A 17,012-nucleotide genomic window follows, 5' to 3' on the forward strand; every position below is an offset into this window, starting at 1 on the left:
TGCGGATCAGATCCGTTAAACCAATAAAGGTGAGGGTTCAAATGACGATTGGGTATAAAGACTTGCGCCATAATCCTATATATACAAAGCCGCAGCTGTCGGATGAAGAATTCCTCGGCACCATGCTGGACTTGAGCAGACCTGAGCTTGCCGGTGTGGCCGTACAGCTGAAGACAGGTGATGTCCTGGCTGCACGGAATGCCTATCTGGAGGTCGTTGCAGCAGGTAACAACGGGAGATATTACTTTGAAGTGAAGGATGTTCCCAAGCTTCAGGCGTATGCCGCAAGCTACTACGGCCATGAGGAGGAAGCGTTGCAGACAATCGCTGAGGCAGACCGGATCGTAGAAGGGGATATCCCGCTATTCAAAGGGAAAAGAGTGGTCTTTCCGCGCGGCACCTATGACTGGAACAGCTGGCTGTATGACAGCTCACAGTATCAGCTGCATCTGACCCGGTTCGTATATGTGAAGCATCTGTCCAGAGCTTATGCGCTGACCGGTGATGAGAAATACGCCAAATGCTTCAATGACATGATCAGCGACTTCATCGATGATAATAGGGTGCCGGTGGATGATACGTTCCGTTCCGAGCATTCGACCTGGGACCCGCTGTCTGTCGGGGTGCGGCTGTTTATGCTGCCGGAAGCCTTCATCATCTTCTTCAGCTCACCTGCGTTCGAGCCTGAGGTTAAGCTGAAGCTGATCAAGTCCTTCCAGGAGCACGGGCAGTATGTGCGCAAATACCATGCCGGCGGCGGCAATCATGTCTGCATGCAGCTGCGGGGGCTGATCCAGACGGCGCTGCTCCTGCCGGAGCTGAAGGATTCCGCAGAATGGCTGGAGTACGGGCTGCGTGAGCTGCCGGGATATATCCGCCAGAACGTATATGCGGATGGGGTACAGTTCGAAGGCAGTCCTAATTATCATCTGATCGTGATGCGCGATCTGTATGAACTGGTGGCACTGTTCCATAAGCTTGGAATCGACGCCGGGGAGTATCGCGACACCTTGGAGAAGATGTTCACTGTGACGATGCATCTGCTGGCTCCCGACGGACAGCTGGTCAAATTCGGCGATACCGATGTGCAGGTGGTCAGCGAGCTGCGCAATGTCATGAGCCTAGGCGCTTATCTGTATCAGCGCGGCGATTTCAAAGCGCTGGGGCATGAGCGGCTGCCGTTCTCCCTGCTCTGGAGAGTAGGGCCGGATGCGGTGCAGCAATATGAGCAGCTGAAGGCGAAGCAGCCTGCCGAAACGGCAGCCTGCTTCCCGATTGGAGGTTACATTACCTCCAGGCAGGGCTGGAGCCGGGAAGACATGTACATGGCGATGCGTGCAGGTGTTGGAGTGGGCGGACATGCCCATTCGGATGCGCTGAGCCTGGTACTCTACGCCGGAGGGCGCGAGCTGCTGGCGGATTCAGGCATGGGCTTGTTCGAGTGGAACAAGGAACGCAAGTACACCGTATCCACCCGCGCCCATAACACGGTAGTGGTGGATGGCGAGGACCAGCATGTCCGCAGCTTTCACTGGAATACGCCGGCTACGGCAAGCTGCAGAATCTGGGATACCCAGTTTAATGAAGGGTATGACTACACCTTTGCGAGCCAATACGGATATACCCGTTACGATGATCCGGTGATCCATTCCCGCAAGGTGCTATTCATCAAGAACAGCTACTGGCTGATCGTGGATCTGTTTGAAGCGAAGGAGCAGCACCATTATGAGCAGTATTTTCATCTGCCTACCGGAGGGGCGGGGTATGACTGCCACAGCGGGGAAGTATCCACACAGCTGGCGGAGGCCAATCTGCTGCTGAAGCATCTGCCGGCCGGCCACGCTGAGGACCAGCTGGTGCTTGAGCCGGGACTGATTTTCAAGCAGGGGGAGTATGCTGAGAGTCCGGTGGTGAAGCGTTCGCTAACTGTGACGGGGAGGACGGCAATCGTAACGCTTGCCATTCCGTTCGGAACGGAGAAACCTAAGGTGACCATTGAGCCCCTGCCTGCACGGATGAACGGGAACGAGCTATCTGCTGAAGAGGCAACGGCCCTGCGTATTGTAATGGGAGATAGAGTAGATGAAATCTGCTTATACCATGGCAGTGTAGAGGTGGAGGGCTACCTTGATCATACCGGCAATATCATTGCTGAAGCACTGCTGCCGCGCAAGAAAGAGCCGGAAGGCTTGGAGTTTGCCGGGGGCAGCTATAGCCGGGATGTTATTGTACATACCGGTTCCAAATCATAAAGGCTGAAATGAACAACGTCCATCCTGAACCGGGGTGGGCGTTGTTTTAGTTGTTCGTTGCGATTGGAATGCTGGCAGGACCGGCTAAGTCCAGGGGGTTCTAACTCTGCCAGGTTGTTTGAGAACGGACCGGGTGCGACTAGGGCAACTCTTACTCCTGGCCAAAATCAACTTTGGCTGGATAAACGGACTCCATGCTTACTTCCCTGCGACTATCTGTCCCCCAGCCGCCGCAGTAGCATTGCAAGAAAGCTTACCTTCTGGACGAGTCTGAAAAGTGGATAAAAATGAGACTGTTTTAAAGTGTGAAAAATAAGATTCCAATCTTCAATATAGTTGTTGCAACCGTTATCATGTTATAATTTTAGATATAATTTGAATGATTATGGAGGGACTCTATGCGGAACTCTTTGGAACTGCTTGAGGATGTCGTGGATACACAGGCGCTGCAGATCATTCAGGACGATCTTGCTGCGGTGACGGATATGGCTGTGCTCACCGTCGATGCTGGCGGCAAGCCGGTGACTCGGCACAGCAAATGCACGGACTTTTGCAGAGCGATGAGATCGGCCACCCAGTCCTCCCGGTTATGTGAGAGCTGTGATTACCGCGGGGGATATGCCGCACAGAGTATGCAGCGCCCCTATGTCTATAAATGCCATATGGGGATTGTGGATATGGCGGTACCGCTGGTAGTCGGCAGCAAGTACCTTGGCTCCATTATGCTGGGGCAGATCTCTATTCCCGCACAGGATACCGGTAAGAAGCTTGATATGCTGAGCGCAACCAGCACTCCAGATCAGAGGGAGCATGACAGCATGCTGGAGGAATATTACCGGAGCCTTCCGGTGATGTCTTATGAACGGATCGAATCCGTAGCCCGTCTGGTCACCCACATGAGCCATTATATAACCGGCAGGGTAGGCGCCAGGAACCGGACTTATGTATTCGGCACTTCTGCAGCTGCTGCGGATGTGAAGCTTACAGAAGAAGCAGCACTGGTACATGAGCTTCCCCGGCAACTGGTACAGGAAGAGGTGGACGGGCCGACTGACAGGAAGCAGGCTCCGGGCACAATAGGCGGGAGCCTCAGGCTGAAGCCAGCGCTGGAGCATATGCATGGGCATTTCCGGGAGCGGCTGAGACTGGCGGACATGGCCCAGTTATGCTGGATCAGCGCGGATTATTTCAGCAGGCTGTTCCGGCAGGAGACGGGCAGCACCTTTTCTTCCTATATAAATAGCCTTAGGCTGGAGGAAGCGAAACGTAGTCTGGTGGAGGGGGAAGAATCTGTGGTGAGCATCGCATATTCGCTGGGTTTTGAGGATAGCGGGTATTTCATCCGGACCTTCAAAAAAGCTACAGGAGAAACACCGGCGGTCTACCGCCTGAAGAGCCGTGCATAATCCATGCTGCGCTGGGAGTTTATAGGATGAAATGACGGAATAGTTCTATACAAGATCGTGCAATGCCAAACAGCAGCAAAGCGTTTATACTGAGTAGGAAGCGTTTACAAATCCTGCCTAAGGAGTGCTGTGAAATGAGAAAAATACTAACCTCTCCCTCTAAATATGTTCAGGGCAAAGATGAGCTGTACAACATCGGGGACTATGTAACGATCTATGGACGGAAAGCGCTGTTGGTGGCGCATAAGGATGATCAGGCCCGGGTTCAGGAGTACCTGGACAAAGCGGTTGCCAAAGGCGGATTCGAATTCGTAACCGGCGGGTTCGGCGGGGAATGTACACTGAAGGAGATTGACCGGCTGGAACAGTTCGCAGCGGCAGAAGGCTGTGACGTCATTGTCGGCCTCGGCGGCGGCAAAGCGCTGGATACCGCCAAAGCCATCGCCAACCGGGCGAGAATTGCCATTATTGTCGTGCCGACGATTGCGGCGACCGACGCACCGTGCAGCGGCTCTTCCGTAATTTATTCGGAGCATGGCGAGTTCGAATCCTATCTGTATGCGCGGCAGAATCCGAATGTGGTGCTGGTGGATACCGGAATCATTGCCAATGCACCGACTCGTTTTCTGGTGGCCGGGATGGGGGATGCGCTGTCGACCTTTTTTGAGGCGAGATCCTGTGTCAGAGGGTTCACCTATAACAATTCCGGGGCGGTAAGCACGAAGGCGGCGATGGAGCTGGCCCGTCTCTGTTACGAAACACTGCTGGAGGACGGACTGAAGGCCAAAGCGGCCAATGACAGCAAGGTGGTTACGCAGTCGCTGGAGAATATTATCGAGACGAATATCCTGCTCAGCGGGCTTGGATTCGAGAGCGGGGGACTTGCGGCAGCGCATGCCGTGCATAACGGGCTGACCCTTCTGGAGGAGACTCATCATTATTATCACGGGGAAAAGGTGGCTTTCGGCACGCTGGTGCACATGGTGCTGGAGAATGCGCCGCAGGAAGAACTGGACACGGTGCTTGGCTTCTGCAAGTCGCTCGGATTACCTACCTGCCTGAAGGAATTGGGTGTTACCGATATCAGTGAAGCCCGGCTGATGCCGGTGGCCGAAAGAGCCTGTGCCGAAGGGGAGTCCATTCATAATATGCCGTTCCCGGTTACGAAGTATGATGTATATGCGGCCATTCTGGCTGCGGACCGGCTGGGCGGAAGCGGAGGCGAAGCCAGATGAAGAAGATCATCAACGCCCCTGAAGATGTAGTCGTGCAGATGATCGAAGGCATGGTGCTTGCCCATCCGGAGCTGCTGGAGTGGAACCGGAAATACAGGATCATTACGCGTAAAGAGCTGAACCCGGACAAAGTCACCCTGATCAGTGGCGGAGGCAGCGGACATGAGCCGGCCCATGGCGGATACGTAGGCAAGGGAATGCTTGATGCGGCGGTATGCGGTGATGTGTTTGCCTCTCCTTCGACCATTCAGGTCTACAACGCGATTACGAAGACGGCATCCTCCCAAGGAACGCTGCTGATCATCAAAAACTATTCCGGCGACTGCATGAATTTCGATGCGGCGGCGGAGATGGCGTTCGAGGACGATGATATTTCTGTGGAGAAAGTGTATGTGAACGATGATGTGTCCGTGGCAGACGATGCCTCAACGGCAGGCAGAAGAGGCGTGGCCGGAACGGTGTTTGTGCATAAAATCGCCGGAGCGGCTGCAGAACGCGGAGATACACTTCCGGAGGTCAAGGCCATCGCGGAGAAAACAGTACGCAATGTCCGGTCGATCGGCTTCGCGCTGACTTCCTGTACCGTGCCGGCCAAAGGCTCGCCAACCTTCGCGCTTGGAGAGGATGAGATCGAATTCGGTGTAGGCATTCACGGCGAACCGGGTATTGCCCGGGAAAAGCTCGTTCCGGCCGATGAACTGGCCGTGAAGGCGGTGCGGGCGCTGCTTGCCGATATGCCGGTTAACCCGGAGGAAGAGGTTGCGCTGATGATTAACGGCTTCGGGGCAACGCCGCTGCAGGAATTGTACATTCTGAACCGTTCCGTCAGCCTGCTGCTGGAGGAAGCCAAGATTAGGGTATACCGGACCTTTGTCGGCAATTATATGAGTGCGATTGATATGGCGGGAGCATCGGTCACCCTGCTGAAGCTGGATGATGAGCTGAAGCAGGCACTCGACTATAGCGCGGAGACGGCAGCTTATAGATGTTAGGAGGCGGAAGCAATGGAGAAGCTGCTTACAGCTGATATAGTAGTGATGATCGATGAGATGGCAAAGCTTATCATTGAGAAGGAAGTCGAATTCTGTGAACTGGATTCCTTTGCCGGAGACGGGGACTTCGGCATGTCGCTGGCCAAAGGCTTCCGGCAGCTGAAGCTGGAATGGGAGGAGCTGCCGCAGGAGGAAATCGGTGAATTCCTCAAAGCCTGCGGGATGGTGATCATTGAGCACTGCGGAGGCGCCTCGGGTCCAATCTGGGGCTCAGCCTTCCGCAGCGCGGCGAAATACGCCAAGGGCCGGACAGAGCTAAGCGGACTTGAACTTGCCGAGCTGTTGGAGCATGCGGCGGAAGGGATTCAGAAGCGGGGCGGAGCGAAGCTTGGCGATAAGACGCTGCTCGATGCACTGATTCCTGCTGCTGAAGCCCAGCGGAAGAGTGCGGAGAATGGCGACGCCCTGCTGATTAGCATGCGCAAGGGGGCAGAAGCGGCGGTGCAGGGAGCCGAGCACACCAAAGACATCATCGCTTCCAAAGGGAGGGCAAGCTATGTGGGCGAGCGGAGCCTCAGCCACCCGGATGCCGGAGCTACAGCGATAGGTATTCTGTTCACCGGGATTGTAGACCGGATGCAGCAGTAAGGCTTGAATGCCCAATTGACATACAGATGCAGTGAAAAGGGACGCCCGGTGGTATATCTCCGCCGGGCGTCCCTTTGCTGTTCCGCTAGTTCAAGTCTCGTAAATGATAATTCCAGTCTCGGTCAGGTCATAGCTGTGAATGGACTTCAGCTCATTCTGGAAGGCGGATGAACGCAGAATATCAATAACCGTGCTGATCCATTGTTCATTCTCGGGTTTCTTGACCATGACCAGATCGTAGCGTTCCTTGATGAGCGGAATGAAGTCGATGCCGTCAATAATCTTGGCGGCCTTCTCGGTGCCGATGCCCACATCGGCACTGCCCCGCGCCACCATTCCGGCTATAGCCAGATGGCTATTCTCTTCGGTTCCGTAGCCCTCCAGCGATGCGGATGGAATTCCGAGCAGGCGGAGCTGCTCATCCAGCAGCACCCGGGCCCCGGAGCCGCGTTCGCGGTTGATGAGGGTCAGCCCGCTCTGCCGGAGATCACTCCAGCTGCGGATGCCTTTGGGGTTGCCCTTCCGCACATAGAACCCGGCACTGCGTGATAGCAGATGTACTACTTTATAAGAAAAGCCTACAAGCAGCTTGCGGATATAAGGCAGATTATATTCGCCGGTATCCCCATCCAGGAGATGGGTGCTGACAATATCCGATTCCCCGTGATACATGGCAATCAGGCTGTCCAGACTGCCGGCATACGAACGGAGCGGGCGGGTGGACGGCAGCGTACGCTCCAGATAGGTCGCCAGAATATCAAGCGACATATCCTGGCCGGTAATGACCACATTCATACTGGTGCTTTTGCCGGTGTGGGGCGGCGGCGGGGCGAAGGCCTGATACGGAGCCGCGAAGGAAGCGGGCGTCTGCAGCGGCTGTATTTCCTGTAATCCGCTTCCGCCGGGGAGTGGATGCCCATAGGCCCCGCTGCTGCGGGAGTTCTGCTTGTATGCCTCCAGATCAGAGAGGTCAACACGCATTTGTTTGCCGACACGGTAGGAGGGCAGCTCTCCTTTTTTGATCAGATCATAGACTTTAAGTTTGGATATTTTGAGTAACCGGGCGATTTCCTCGGTTGTATAGGAAGTATTCTCGGACATGAATTAAACCCTCCCAGGGGATGCACTGCGGCAGTAGTCACAGGTAGCCATTATAATGCTTATAATGCTCAAGACTACCTTATTTTGTGGACCTGCGCAATCTAAGAAACCCCCGGACAGCAGGCGGAGAGCGGAAGACGGAGCTTCAATAAGTCCCGTGCCGCTCTGTCTTCACCTGCTGCGCATCGGATAACGTGATCAGCTCGGAGACGGTAACGAACCGGAACCCCTGCTTCTCAAGCTCGGGCAGGATGATCTTCAGCGCTTCCTTCGTTTGCGATTGTCCATGGACATGGTCGTGGAACAGGACGATATCGCCACTCTTGGCATTGCGGATCACTCTATTGGAGATGCTCCAGACTCCGGGGCGGTTCCAGTCGCGGGTATCCTGATGCCAGGACCAGAGCACCGGCTTCAGGCCCATGCTGTTGGACACATCAATCATCGTGTCGTCGTACATTCCGCCCGGCGGTCTGAACAGGCTGCTGTGTTTGCCGGATACTTTGACAATCTCCTTCTCCGTCAGCTCCAGCTCCTCCTGAATCTGCTTCCCGGAGACCGGTTTTTTGAAATAAACGTGATTATAGGTATGGTTCGCAAGCTCGTGGCCTTCATTAATGACGCGTCTGGCGACCTCGGGATAAGCGGCGATCCGTTTGCCAATTGCAAAAAAAGTGCATTTCGCATTGTATTCATGCAGTACCTCCAGAATACCATCCGTTTCGAAGGGGTCCGGGCCGTCGTCGAAGGTGAGTGCAATAACCTTTTGGCTGGTCTGCACCTCCCAGATCATGTCGCCCCGTTCCTCATAATAATAGCGGTTCTTGGCCCTGTTCGGGCTGCCGAGGGCAATGTCTGCAGAGCCGTTTATAAGCGCGAGCGCTGCAAGGGCCGCGGCAGTGATTCGGATTCCTCTTTTCATGCGTCTCAAGTTTCACTCCACACCCTGTGTTTTTATAAGCCGTTCCTGCGCTGCTTGAGCCTTAGAATGCTCCATTTGCCCCGGGAAGTATGCATTTTATGTAGAGGGAACTGGAAGGTTAATGATAAAGGTGAAAGTAATCATCTGAACCAGAAACTGTTTCGGTCGCATTTTAGAGTGAAAGTTCTGCCGTAAATGACTTATAATGAGATACTAAATACAGATCAATGGAATAGGGGCAGCGGAGATGACACTAATTGAGAAAAGAGAGCATAGGCAATATCCGGAAATTACCCGGCTGGAAACGTCCAGAGCCGCATATGAACGCGATTATTCGCGTCTGATCCATTCGCCGACCTTTCGACGGCTGCAAGGCAAATCACAGGTATTCGGTGCAGGCACCGGAGATTATTACCGCACAAGGCTGACCCACTCGCTGGAGGTGGCGCAGATTGCCCGTGAAGCGGCCAAGAGTCTGCTGCGTTCTTACCCTGAGGTAGAGACGGGGGCCGCTGAGAACCCAGGTCTGGTTATTGATCCGGAGGTCGTGGAATGTGCGGCCATTGCGCATGATTTCGGCCATCCGCCGTTCGGGCACAAGGGGGAAGAGGTGCTGGACAGTCTGCTCGAAGGGCTGATTGCCAAGAAGACGGCAGAGGCAGCCGCGAAATCCGGGGCCGGTCCGGTACAGAAGCAGACGATCCATGAGAGCATGAAGCGTAAATATGAACATTTTGAAGGCAATGCCCATAATTTCCGCCTGATCATGTTTCTGGAAAAACGCGAGAATATCGATGGACTGAACCTCTCCGATGCAGTGCTGCTGGGCATTAACAAATATCCGTTTCCCGGTACTGTGCTGAAGAAGGGCATGTACCTGCATGAATGGGAGTACATCAACGAGATCCGTACCCAATGGGGGGTTCCGGCAGGCAAAAAGACGCTGGAAGCACAGCTTATGGACTTATGCGATGACATAGCCTATTCAGCCCACGACCTCGAAGACGGCATTAAGGCCGGCAAGATAGAGGTACACGAGCATTTCATGCACGACGAATACAGCCAGCGGCTGATTGTAGAGAAGATCACCACGCTGGAGGATGCCTTCTGGTCAGGCTGGCAGGCGGAGGCGATCAGCGCCAAGGTGGAGGAAGTGCTTAGCTCATTCCTCCGGGTATGGATGGAGAAAATGCCGACCTGTGAGAATGACTACTCCCGCACGCGCCGTGAAGTGAAAGCTTATTGGGTCAGTACTTTTGTCGCCAGCCTCGGCGTTATCGAGGACGGGGACTGGAAGAAGGTTACCTTCATCAAGGAAGGCCAGGAGGATGAGGATATGCTGCGGACGGTCAGTGTGCTCAAAAGCTTCGCCTGGGTAACGATGATCCGCGATTTGCGTGTGCAGCGCCTGCAGAAACGCAGTGAATGGATTCTCCGGCGGCTGTGGGAGGCCTTCCTTGATCCCGAGACCTCGCGGAGTATTATTCCGACCGACTGGCTGCAGCGGTATGAGAAGGATCAGAAGTCGGGCAGGCCCATCTGGACCTGGGAGCATATGGTGATTGATTATATCGCCGGAATGACCGATGCGTTTGCCGAGAAAATCTACAATGAGCTGTACGGGCTGAAGGTAGGCTCGATTTACGATCTGGATTAGGGCATACTGCTGCGTCTATAGTACCTGTCAGCCGGTTTGGCTGGCGGGTACTGTTTTTTATATGATGTGGATATACATATAAAATTTTTTAGGTATTTTGCCGAAATAGTACTAGCAACCTATTTTTTTTGTTCTTTTATGAAAATGGAATGTAAGTGAATGGAATTCCAGTCATGTTTTCGGAAAAAGCTTGAGGAGGCACGCGTATATGGGCAAGGGTCAACAATTGAAAAGTGCAGTTAAACAATGGGCGAGCCGAACAAGAAAGGTGCGCCAGACCGCTGTAGCTAAAGGCAGTAAAAGTATTGGATTCAAGATTGCCTCCGGTTATGCGGTTTTGGCAGTACTGGTTCTGGTTACCGGCGGGGTCTCGCTCTATCAAATGAACGGTATGCAGAAGAACACAGGCGATATTATTAATCAGAGCATTCCCGCACTGGATAAAATCCACAATGTAAATTACCTGACAGATCATGTTATGTCTATCAGCATGCAGCATATTCTGAGTACGGATAGCGCAGAGAAAAGCACACTGGCGGAAGAACGGGCCAAATTCATCCGCGAAGTGTCAGATACATTGAAGGAGTACAAGCTCACCTTGCGCGGAGAGCAGGAGCTGGGGCAATTACAGTCGCTCGTCGGGAAGTGGGGAGAGTTCCTGACCGTCAACAATCAGGCAATCCTGCTGAGCAGCTCGAATGACGAGGAATTAGCACTGGAGGTATCCCACAAGGGGGTTGAGGCGTTTAATTCGATGCAGATTGATCTGGGCGCGCTTGTTGCACACACTCAGGATGAAGCAGCGAGTGAGGGCAAGGTTTCCGAGAAGATTTTCCGCACCTCCCTTACGTTGAGTATTGCAACTGTGCTGATTGTCCTGGTAGTCATCGGAATGATTAACATGGTGATCCGTAAGACCATGATCAATCCGCTCAAAAAGGTAACCGTACACCTGCAGCGGATCTCCGGCGGTGATCTGACTGCAGAGGATACCCTGATCGGCAATATGGATGAAATCGGCCAGCTTGCCAAGACCGTTAACGAAACTAACCGTACCTTGCTGGAAATGGTCAACCGGATCAGGAATGTCTCCGAGGTGATTTCGGAACAGGGCGATGAGCTGATGCATACGATTTCCGATACCAAGGAGGGCAGCAGCCAGATTGCCTTGACCATGGAAGAGCTGGCCAAAGCCTCCGGAAGCCAGGCCGAAGCAGCGGTTGATGCTTCTAAGGCGGTAGAGGAATTAAATGCTATAATTGAGAATTTTGCCGGCAGGGGAACTGACCTCTCGCTTCATTCGGAGCAGGTGCGGCAGAAGGGTGAAAAAGGCAAAGCGCTCATGGAGAGCTCAGTGGCACAAATGAACCAGATTGCGGACGCTGTGTCGCAGTCTATGGACACGGTGGAGGAGCTGAACCGGAAGAACGAGGGGATCTTCCGGCTTGTGGGCTCCATCCGCAGCATCTCCGAGCAGACGCATCTGCTGGCGATCAATGCGGCCATTGAGGCGGCGAGAGCCGGTGACAGCGGCCGGGGCTTCGCGGTAGTAGCACAGGAGGTGCGCAAGCTGTCGGAGGATGTGCAGCGGACCGTAGCGGAGATTACCGGAATTACACAGGGAATCCAGCATGACTCCAGAGCGATGGTTGAACAATTGCGCGGCGGCGTGGCGAAGACAGAAGAGGGCAGCCGGCAGATTGTCGAGACAGGCGAAGCCTTGGCCGATATCAACGGCTCGGTGGGGGTAATGGCGCTCACGGTGGAAGGAATGGCCAAGGATCTGGAGCAGATGACCGGAGCCAGTGAAACCATGAACGAGTTCAGCCAGCATATCTCGGCACTCGCCCAGCAATCTGCGGCCGGTGTAGAAGAGACTTCAGCTTCGGCCCACGAGCAGCTTAGCGCGACTACGGAAGTGGCCAACGGTATCGAACATCTGAAGCTGCTGCTTACTGAGCTTAAGGAGTCTGTTACTCGGTTTCAAGTGTGAGGGGGCTATATAGGCTGAATTAAAGATATTCACTTAAAGCACGCGCGTCACTACGGTGAATATTTGGACTTCCGGCCGCTGTTAGGTTTGGATTTCCTGATTTAAACTGCTGTTCGCAGTAGAAATCCAACCCTAAAGGCGGACGCTAGCGCTCCTACAGTTCCAAAATCCCCCTCCGATCCTTTGCTCTTTTTGTTGCACTCTTAATTCTTCTTATATAGTGAGATGGGAATAAAAAAACAGCCTCTGCTTAGTTTTGCAGAGGCTGTTTTTTTGTCTTGGGGATAAAGCATTGGGAGCAAAGCTATATTGCTTTTCAGCTTGAATAGGTGATTTTTCGGATGGCCCCGGCTCCTAGCTCGAACCCATGGCTCGAACTCCTGGCTAATCGATGACGAGACCCGCGCCGCCAAAATGCTAACTAAATGTATTGTGCAACTAAACTAATCCATTATTGCGCTGCCAGGACTTTAATTGCATCCTCTGCAGTTAAAATCTGCATATTCTAGAAAAAAACTGCAGGAAGTACAATTAACGTAACTGCAATTCACTCCGCACAGCTAATTATTCTCCATAGACTTGTAAGTGCAGGAGCCTTGCTGGCGCAGGGCTCTACGGAATAGTTGATATTCAAGTTCAAATCATATCGTTGAAATCCTGATAGTTGAAATCCAGCAACCCCGCAGCCAGCTCGCCAGCTCAGGCGGCAGAGGTTTAATATTGGCGGCTGTAGTCGACCAGATTGAGTGAAGGCGTTCCGGACTCCAGATAGGCCTTCATGTTCTCAACGAAAATATCCACTACCCGGTCCGCGTAACGGTCGGTTACTCCGGCACAGTGAGGGGTCATAATGACCTGCTCCATTCCCCACAGAGGGTGATCCTCCGGCAGCGGCTCTTTCTCGAAGACATCGAGTCCGGCACCGGCAAGCTGTCCGCTGTGCAGCGCAGAGATTAGATCGTCCGTATTGGTAGTCGCTCCGCGGCCAATATTAATGTAATAAGCCCCCTGCTTGGCAGCGGAGAAGATGTCTGCATCGAATAGTCCTTGCGTCTCGTCGGTGATCGGCAAAGTGTTGATAATAAAGTCGGCGTCACTCAGGGAAGCCTTCAGCTGTCCGGTCGTGAAGACCTCATCGAAGCCGTCAACCGGCCGGCCGGAACGGCTCACACCGATCGTCTTCATACGGAAAGCCTTGGCAATTCTGGCGGTTTCACTGCCGATGGAGCCGGTTCCGGCAATCACTGCCGTCTTGCCGGTCAATTCACTCTCTTGTCCATCCGAATGCCAGCGGCGTTCCTGCTGGTTGCGGATAGCGGTATGCATGTTCCGGGTGAACATCAGCATGAAGCTGAAGATAACGGCAGTAATCGGTTCGGCATGAACACCGCTGGCATTCGTCAGCAGAATCCCGCGTTCATGCATGGCTTCGAGCGGAAGTTTCTCCACACCGGCAGACCAGGCCTGGACCCAGCGCAGCGGTGAACCCTGGCGCAGAAGGGTATCTCTGATGCCCTTTCCCCAGCCGATGATAATTTCCGCACCGGAGAGCAGCTCAAGGTCCGGATTCCTGGAATCTCCGAGGGTAAGAGTATAATCTGGTGCAGCGGCGCGGATCAGCTCCTGCTGCCCGGCTGATAGATGCTGCATACAAACGATGGATTTTGTCATGTTGGTTCCCTCCTATTCTACATTTCAGTAGAGAAATGGACGATAAGTATAGAATAAGCATAACAAATCTGCCTGGAAAGGTGAAATTAGAATGGAACATAAGGAGCCGGAGCAAGAATTTGAGCGTCTGTTTATCGCGATACCTTTGCCGGAAGCACTGCGCTATTATCTTAAAAATGAGTCTGCCCGCGTGTCTTCCGGACTTAAATTTGCCAGATGGACACATTTTGAAGATTTCCATATTACGCTGCAATTTCTTGGCGACACTCCGAAGGAGGATATCTCGGCCCTGTTCGAGGCGCTCCGGGAAGTTTCCTCGTCAAGCAAAGGCTTTCAGCTGAAGCTCGGAGAATGGGGGACATTCGGCCTCCCGGACTCGCCAAGAGTGCTCTGGACGGGGGTTTCCGGAGAGCTCGAGCCGCTCAGGGAGCTGCAGAAAAGGGTGGTTTCCGCGACACTTCCGCTAGGGTTCACAGCAGAAACGCGAACGTATAATCCCCATTTGACAGTGGCCCGCAAATACCGTGAGGAGCAGCCGTTTACGCTGGAACGGCTGGAAAATTTACGGGCAAAGGGACGTCCCGCAGGCAATTTACTTCCAGACTTAGGCTGGACGGTGGATGCTTTTGTGGTGTATGCTACCAGGATGCATGCCATTCCTATGTATGAAATGACCGAAAAATTTACATTTTTCTCAACATAAATCGACAAGAAAGTTTTCAAAGCTTCCATTTTCGGTTACATACAATAGGAGTGTGCCGTAAAATAGGAGGTAAATAATGTTAATATTTAAACAGAGCCGCTGTATTGCGCTGCTGGTTAGTGTAATTCTAGTGTCTTTCTCAGCGATAAGTTTGATGAACCCCGAAGGATCTGCTGCTACCGGGGAGAATGCAATAGAAATGGGTAAATTGAAGTCTGCCGGCCATGAGTCTCTGGAGCCCAGTGTTCCGAAAGCTGCATCCGTTGTATATAGGACAAGCCCTTCATCCAGCACAATGATTCCCATGCTTTACACCACAGCTGCCGAACCGGTCCACACCTGGGCCCGCATGGTAAGCGCCGGATGGTTAAGCCCCGAGAAGCTGCAGCGTCAAGAGGCTGCGAAGACGGGCGCCGTTCAGCCTAAGCCTAAAGCTAAGGTAACTGTGGTGAAAGCAACGCCGTCAGCGGCGCAAGCGCTGAAGAAAGCGGCCAAGGGGACAACGAGCGTAAATAAAGTCAAAGCGGCAACTCAGCAACATCCCCCCGCAACATTGTTCTTCTCTCGGACTAAGCTACTAAGCCAGGAGCAGCAAGCTGAAGCCACCTGGAGCTACGCCGTATCCGAAGAAGACCTGCTACTGCTGCGAAAAATCGTTATGGCAGAAGCAGAAGGCGAACCGTACCAGGGCAAGGTGGCAGTTGCCAACGTTGTTCTGAACCGGCTGCGGTCAGCCAATTTTCCCGACACCATTCATGATGTAATCTATCAGAAAAGCCAATTCAGTCCTGTCGCCAACGGCCGTCTAAAGCGTGTGAAACCTAACGCAGACAGTATCAAGGCTGTTAATGCTGCACTTATGGGAGTTAAGGAAGTTACGGATGACACGTACTTCTTCTTATCGCTGACACTCGCGCAGGATCTTACTGTGCATCATTCACGTACACTCCTTAAGACCATCGGCAATCATACCTTCTACAAATAATCATTGTTACAGTCTTGCCATCCGAATTCACGCTGGCTGCGCGCGGAGAAGGTTTCCGCTGCATTCTCATCTTAATGTAATGCAAAAGAACCTCCAAATCCACGCTTACCAGTGGCTGGAGGTTCTTTATGTTGTTGTTCACCTGGGGGCCGTTTACGGGGTGACATAGACGGCCTCTTCATTGCGCACCTGTGAGGGGGAGCTCCACGACTCGGATTCGGCAACAGCCTGGCTGGCGGGCTTGCCCAGCAGCTGGAGCACAGTAGCTGCACAATGCTGAGGCTGCTGGCGTTCCGGGGAAGTCCGGCGTTTCCGCTGTAATTCAGGTCCGGCATATTCATGCAGCAGCATGGAGAACCATTTGTTCACCACTTCCGAATCCAGCACTTCGGCCAGCCCCAGCTCTACAAAATACTGGCTGTTCTTCTCTTCCTGCCCCGGGATGGCGCTGTAGAACAGCATCGGAATGCCTTTGGCCTGACCTTCAGTACAGGTCATTCCGCCCGGCTTCGTAATCAGCAGATCGGAAGCATCCATTAATTTGTTGATCTCGCTGCTGTAGCCGAGGATCTTTACATTGGGATGGTCCAGCAGCGGGTTGGCTTTCATTTTGGCTACCAGCTTGTCATTGCTGCCCATACAGAATATAAGCTGGATCTCATCCATCCGGGCCGTGAGCGAATTCATGATATCCTTCCCGAACATCAGGCCCCAGCCGCCGCCCATAATGAGCACGGTAGGAATGTCGGCGAGCCCCAGCTCCTTGCGGAGCTGAGTCTTGCTATGGCGCTCCCAGAACTTCGGATGCACCGGGATACCGGTAACCGTCACCAGCTCAGGAGATACGCCCCGTCCGGTAAGAATCGATTTGACGCGTGAAGTAGAGACGAGATAACGGTTGGCTTCGGCGTTCACCCAGCTGCCGTGCGCATCATAATCTGTAATCAGCGTGTAGAGCGGGACATCCAGCCCCTGCTGCTTCAATCTGGAGATGACTGCGGCCGGAATCGGATGAGTGCAAATAATCAAATCGGGTTTAAGCTGCTCTATGACCTGTGAGGCATGTGTATAAAAAATCCGGTGAAGAGCCAGCTTAGTCAACCGGTTCAGTGATTTATGATATTGGGTCTTATACATCATGCCGACCAGCTTAGGCTGGCTGCTGACTGTTTTGCGGTAAGCGGAAAGAATCCATGGTGCGACCGTAGGATTGAGGAATTTTCCAAGCTCAATGACCCGGCACTGCACATCCGGACTCAGCAGTCTTATTCCTTCGGCCAGAGCATAGGCTGCCCCTGTATGGCCCGTGCCGAAGCCTTCCGAAAACAGCAGTACTCTTTTCTTTCGCATAAGTTCACCTGCTACTTTCCATCATGGGTAGAATTACGAGTTCTCTTCATCGGTTCATTCGAGATCCCATGTACATGTTCTATTATATTATACTAGG

At 53.3% G+C, this 17,012-nt stretch carries 11 protein-coding genes and 1 pseudogene; 8 read left to right on the forward strand and 4 right to left on the reverse strand.

Annotation, left to right across the window (positions count from 1 at the left end):
- The first annotated feature begins 41 nt into the window (after window positions 1-41).
- The 4 genes and pseudogenes from R50912_RS05085 (at window position 42) to dhaK (ending at window position 6,533) form a co-directional block, all read left to right on the forward strand.
- Window positions 42-2,252: an alginate lyase family protein gene (locus R50912_RS05085; protein WP_042232915.1), complete on the forward strand. Its 2,211-nt coding sequence runs from the start codon at window positions 42-44 to the stop codon at window positions 2,250-2,252.
- Between the two features lie 398 nt (window positions 2,253-2,650).
- Complete coding sequence (locus R50912_RS05090; protein ID WP_042232917.1) at window positions 2,651-3,658, forward strand: AraC family transcriptional regulator; 1,008 nt, start codon at window positions 2,651-2,653, stop codon at window positions 3,656-3,658.
- Window positions 3,659-3,792: 134 nt separating this feature from the next.
- A complete protein-coding gene (locus R50912_RS05095; protein WP_042232919.1) occupies window positions 3,793-4,893 on the forward strand; it encodes a glycerol dehydrogenase in 1,101 nt (366 codons plus the stop codon).
- Window positions 4,890-6,533: pseudogene (gene dhaK / locus R50912_RS34050) on the forward strand (dihydroxyacetone kinase subunit DhaK). Before R50912_RS05095 ends, dhaK begins: the two are co-directional and overlap by 4 nt.
- A 90-nt stretch (window positions 6,534-6,623) precedes the next feature.
- On the opposite strand, the gene R50912_RS05110 reads toward dhaK, so the two are convergent.
- Both R50912_RS05110 and R50912_RS05115 read right to left on the reverse strand, forming a co-directional pair.
- Window positions 6,624-7,634, reverse strand: coding sequence for a helix-turn-helix transcriptional regulator (locus tag R50912_RS05110; RefSeq protein WP_042232926.1), 1,011 nt, complete (start codon window positions 7,632-7,634; stop codon window positions 6,624-6,626).
- Window positions 7,635-7,779: 145 nt separating this feature from the next.
- Entirely contained in the window at window positions 7,780-8,556 is a 777-nt protein-coding gene (locus R50912_RS05115; protein WP_042232928.1) for a polysaccharide deacetylase family protein, read from the reverse strand.
- Window positions 8,557-8,803: 247 nt separating this feature from the next.
- On the opposite strand from R50912_RS05115, the gene R50912_RS05120 reads away from it, so the two are divergent.
- Together R50912_RS05120 and R50912_RS05125 are read left to right on the forward strand one after the other, a co-directional pair.
- Complete coding sequence (locus R50912_RS05120) at window positions 8,804-10,213, forward strand: deoxyguanosinetriphosphate triphosphohydrolase family protein (RefSeq protein WP_042232929.1); 1,410 nt, start codon at window positions 8,804-8,806, stop codon at window positions 10,211-10,213.
- A gap of 208 nt (window positions 10,214-10,421) precedes the next feature.
- Window positions 10,422-12,206, forward strand: coding sequence for a methyl-accepting chemotaxis protein (locus R50912_RS05125; protein ID WP_042232931.1), 1,785 nt, complete (start codon window positions 10,422-10,424; stop codon window positions 12,204-12,206).
- 714 nt (window positions 12,207-12,920) lie between these two features.
- On the opposite strand, the gene R50912_RS05130 is transcribed toward R50912_RS05125, so the two are convergent.
- Window positions 12,921-13,877 (reverse strand): D-2-hydroxyacid dehydrogenase, encoded by a 957-nt coding sequence (locus R50912_RS05130; protein ID WP_042232934.1) that lies wholly within the window; start codon window positions 13,875-13,877, stop codon window positions 12,921-12,923.
- A 91-nt stretch (window positions 13,878-13,968) separates the two neighbouring features.
- On the opposite strand from R50912_RS05130, the gene thpR reads away from it, so the two are divergent.
- Together thpR and R50912_RS05140 are read left to right on the forward strand one after the other, a co-directional pair.
- Window positions 13,969-14,580: an RNA 2',3'-cyclic phosphodiesterase gene (gene thpR, locus R50912_RS05135; RefSeq protein WP_042232936.1), complete on the forward strand. Its 612-nt coding sequence runs from the start codon at window positions 13,969-13,971 to the stop codon at window positions 14,578-14,580.
- A 76-nt stretch (window positions 14,581-14,656) separates the two neighbouring features.
- Complete coding sequence (locus tag R50912_RS05140) at window positions 14,657-15,565, forward strand: cell wall hydrolase (RefSeq protein WP_042232939.1); 909 nt, start codon at window positions 14,657-14,659, stop codon at window positions 15,563-15,565.
- A gap of 153 nt (window positions 15,566-15,718) precedes the next feature.
- Here R50912_RS05140 and R50912_RS05145 read toward each other — a convergent pair whose 3' ends face one another.
- A complete protein-coding gene (locus tag R50912_RS05145; RefSeq protein ID WP_042232940.1) occupies window positions 15,719-16,915 on the reverse strand; it encodes a UDP-N-acetylglucosamine--LPS N-acetylglucosamine transferase in 1,197 nt (398 codons plus the stop codon).
- Between the last annotated feature and the right edge of the window lie 97 nt (window positions 16,916-17,012).

The organism is Paenibacillus sp. FSL R5-0912 (assembly GCF_000758605.1).
Taxonomy (GTDB): domain Bacteria; phylum Bacillota; class Bacilli; order Paenibacillales; family Paenibacillaceae; genus Paenibacillus_AQ.

Bases quoted from the DNA above. Each gene is read 5' to 3' on its own strand.
- R50912_RS05130 (WP_042232934.1), bottom strand. From the start codon at position 13,877: ATGACAAAATCCATCGTTTGTATGCAGCATCTATCAGCCGGGCAGCAG.
- R50912_RS05145 (WP_042232940.1), bottom strand. From the start codon at position 16,915: ATGCGAAAGAAAAGAGTACTGCTGTTTTCGGAAGGCTTCGGCACGGGC.
- R50912_RS05085 (WP_042232915.1), top strand. From the start codon at position 42: ATGACGATTGGGTATAAAGACTTGCGCCATAATCCTATATATACAAAG.
- R50912_RS05140 (WP_042232939.1), top strand. From the start codon at position 14,657: ATGTTAATATTTAAACAGAGCCGCTGTATTGCGCTGCTGGTTAGTGTA.
- R50912_RS05095 (WP_042232919.1), top strand. From the start codon at position 3,793: ATGAGAAAAATACTAACCTCTCCCTCTAAATATGTTCAGGGCAAAGAT.
- R50912_RS05090 (WP_042232917.1), top strand. From the start codon at position 2,651: ATGCGGAACTCTTTGGAACTGCTTGAGGATGTCGTGGATACACAGGCG.
- R50912_RS05115 (WP_042232928.1), bottom strand. From the start codon at position 8,556: ATGAAAAGAGGAATCCGAATCACTGCCGCGGCCCTTGCAGCGCTCGCG.
- R50912_RS05125 (WP_042232931.1), top strand. From the start codon at position 10,422: ATGGGCAAGGGTCAACAATTGAAAAGTGCAGTTAAACAATGGGCGAGC.
- R50912_RS05110 (WP_042232926.1), bottom strand. From the start codon at position 7,634: ATGTCCGAGAATACTTCCTATACAACCGAGGAAATCGCCCGGTTACTC.
- R50912_RS05120 (WP_042232929.1), top strand. From the start codon at position 8,804: ATGACACTAATTGAGAAAAGAGAGCATAGGCAATATCCGGAAATTACC.
- thpR (WP_042232936.1), top strand. From the start codon at position 13,969: ATGGAACATAAGGAGCCGGAGCAAGAATTTGAGCGTCTGTTTATCGCG.